We start from the raw sequence: 2,198 nt of genomic DNA, 5'->3' as shown, positions 1-2,198 counted from the left end.
GTCGAGATCATCGATGCACGGATCCGGTGGGCTCTCTAACCGCCGGCTTCCCACGACCCGGTCTCGGCCATCCGCTTCAGCAACGGCGCCGGCTTGAACACATCCTTGCCCGTCCGTTGATGCCAGTATTCGAGCCGCTCGATGATCCTGGCCGGACCTTCAAGGCCAACCCAGAACATCGGTCCGCCCTTGCCGATGGGAAAGCCGTAGCCATTGACCCAGACGACATCGATGTCGGACGCACGGGCCGCTATGCCTTCCTCCAGGATCTTGGCGCCCTCGTTGATCAGGGGGTAAAGCGTGCGCTCTACGATTTCCTCCGCACTGATCGCACGCGGTGCGATACCCTTCTCGGCGGCCTTGTCGCGGATCAGCGCTTCAACCTCGGGATCCGGCACTGGCGTGCGCGCGCCAGCCTCATAGAGGTAAAAACCCCGGCCGGTCTTCTGGCCGAAACGTCCTTGTTCGCACAGCGTGTCGGCGATCACGGCTTTCTGGCCGCGTGCCTTGCGGTTGCGCCAGCCAATATCGAGACCGGCGAGATCGCCCATTTGGAACGGCCCCATCGGCCAGCCGAAATCGGTGAACACCTGGTCGATCTGGCTGGGCGTTGCGCCTTCCAGAAGAAGCGCTTCCGATTCCGAGCCCCGCGCGGCAAGCATGCGGTTGCCGACGAAGCCGTGGCAGACGCCGACCACGACGGCCACCTTGCCGATCCGCCTCGCCAGGTCGACTGATGTCGCCAGCGCATCGGGCGCGGTCTTCTCGGCGCGCACGATCTCCAAGAGCTTCATGACATTGGCCGGCGAAAAGAAATGCAGGCCGAGCACATCCTGCGGCCGCGAGGTCGAGGCAGCGATTTCGTTGATGTCGAGATAGGAGGTGTTGGTGGCCAGGATCGCGCCGGGCTTCGCCACGGCTTCGAGCTTGCCGAACACTTCCTTCTTGACCGCCATGTCCTCGAACACCGCCTCGACGATCAGGTCGCAATCGGCGAGATCGGCATAGTCGGTGGAGCCCTTGAACTGGGCGAGCCGCTCCCGCTTGGCGTCGTCGCTGAGCGAACCGCGCGTGACGGAAACCGAGTAGTTCCTGTCGATGGTCGCCAAGCCACGCTGCAATGCCTCACGGCTGGTTTCCAGCAAGGTCACGGGATATCCGCCATTGGCGAAGGCCATGGCAATGCCGCCGCCCATCGTACCGGCACCGATGACGCCGACGCGGGCGATCCTGCGCTTGACGACGTCTTTTCCTGGAAGCTTTGTCGCCTCACGTTCGGCGAAGAACAGATGGCGCTGCGCCCGCGATTGGTCGCTGGCGACCAGCTTGACGAACAGCGCACGCTCTGCCGCCAGTGCCGCATCGAACGGCAGCGTGACGGCATTGCGCACCGACTGCGCACAAGCGATCGGCGCCTCGAGGCCGCGCGCTTTCCTGGCAAGATCCGCAGCCCCGGCGTCGAACGCCGCGAGATCAGTCTGCTTGAGACCATCATTGCGATCGCGCACCGGCGTGAAGGGACCACCCTTGCGGGCGATTTCCCCAGCGAAGTTCACGGCATGCGTGGTCAGATCGCCTTCGAAGACGGCATCGACGAGACCGGCGGCGTGCGCCTCGGTCGCGCCGATCGGCGCACCTGAGACGATCATCTTCAACGCCTTCACCGCGCCGACAAGGCGCGGCAGCCGTACCGTGCCACCGCCACCCGGCAGCAGGCCGAGTTTGACTTCCGGCAGGCCGAGCTTGGCGCCGGCATCGGCAACACGGAAATGGCAGCCCAGCGCCAGCTCCAGCCCGCCGCCGAGCGCGGTGCCGTGGATGGCTGCGACCGTCGGCTTGGCGATGGTTTCCAGCGTCGCCACGATGGCGCGCAGTTCGGGCTGCTGCATCGGCTTGCCGAACTCGGTGATGTCGGCGCCGGCGACAAACGTCCGGCCGGCGCATGCAATGACTATGGCGGCAACCGACGCATCGTCGCGCAATTCGACCAGCGCCTGCATCAGCGGTTCGCGGACATGGAAGCTCAGCGCGTTGACCGGCGGATTGTCGATGGTGACGACGGCAACGTCGCCGTCGCGGCTGACCTTCACAAAATCGGACACGCAAACCTCCCAGCATTATTCAGCGGCCGTGGCCACGCGAACGGGATTTACAGCGCCATAACGTCGAAGGGAACCGGATGTCGGCCTGGCACAATG

At 64.8% G+C, this 2,198-nt stretch carries 1 protein-coding gene; it reads right to left on the bottom strand.

Going from position 1 to position 2,198, the window contains the following annotated elements; all coding sequences use genetic code 11:
* Positions 1 to 35 precede the first annotated feature (35 nt).
* The gene (locus ENZ75_RS29615) at positions 36 to 2,102 is read right to left on the bottom strand and encodes a 3-hydroxyacyl-CoA dehydrogenase NAD-binding domain-containing protein (protein ID WP_063169503.1); all 2,067 of its coding nucleotides are present in this window, start codon (positions 2,100 to 2,102) and stop codon (positions 36 to 38) included.
* Positions 2,103 to 2,198 lie beyond the last annotated feature (96 nt).

Origin of the sequence: Mesorhizobium sp. M7A.F.Ca.CA.002.04.1.1 (genome assembly GCF_004022805.1) — a bacterium.
In the GTDB taxonomy this organism is placed as follows: domain Bacteria; phylum Pseudomonadota; class Alphaproteobacteria; order Rhizobiales; family Rhizobiaceae; genus Mesorhizobium; species Mesorhizobium ciceri.
Note: the sequence above shows the minus strand (reverse complement) of the source record. Positions and strands in the feature narration are given on the sequence as shown.